The organism is Acidisphaera sp. S103, from assembly GCF_009765975.1.
Taxonomy (GTDB): Bacteria; Pseudomonadota; Alphaproteobacteria; order Acetobacterales; family Acetobacteraceae; genus Rhodopila.
In genome coordinates this window covers 1-692 of sequence record NZ_LMUJ01000041.1, presented here as the reverse complement: position 1 = coordinate 692, position 692 = coordinate 1, and the positions used below count along the sequence as shown (strand labels likewise).

Annotated in this window: 1 protein-coding gene; it reads right to left on the bottom strand. The window is 62.9% G+C overall.

All coding sequences use genetic code 11. The features are described 5' to 3' along the window. Positions 1-92: 92 nt before the first annotated feature. Positions 93-692: hypothetical protein (locus GSQ89_RS10265; RefSeq protein ID WP_158924687.1), on the bottom strand; the 600-nt coding region annotated here is incomplete at its 5' end.

The window sequence follows — 692 nt, the reverse complement described above, 5'->3', positions numbered from 1 at the left end:
GACCGGGCTCGCCGCAGCGCGCCATGCGCTCCTAAAGCGCACGGGCTGGGATGTCGAGGAGCATGGCGCGTACCCGCCGTGACGAGGCCTAGCTAGTCAACCCGCTCCGCGATCGTGTCCGCCGTTCGGTCACACGGCGAAGGCGCCAGCATCAACCCCAGCGTCCAGCCGAAGTAGAACCGCACATCCACCCAAAAATCGGATGGGCTGTACAATTCGAACTGATCGATGTGATAGAACGCTCGAATCGCATCGAGCAGCAGCACAATTGCAAACCAGATCGCGGCTACAAGCGCAACGCTACGCGCACATCGTGCGAAGACACGTTGACGAGGCTCCTTTCTTGCCTGGTAATATCCGAGGCCGAGAATCAGCAAGCACGGAATAGCAGTGGTGATCACGGCCTGCGCTGGCCAGGCGAACAGCCATCCGGCAAGGCACGGCGAGGCGCCTCCGATGACCCCTATCGGCACCGCAAGCCAACGCTGCCGGGCACTTAGCCAGGCGAGCGTTATTGCGAGCGGCACGATGGCCCATTCGATCACCAACACGATCCCGGCCTCGAGCCCGGAATTGGCCGCCGCATGTTCGGCGTCGTGCCCGGAAACGAAGGCGGCGATGGCGTCGTGGAGACAGACCGATGCGAGCGCGAACGCAAGACTCAGGCTTGCGGTGAACAATGCGTTGCGCGG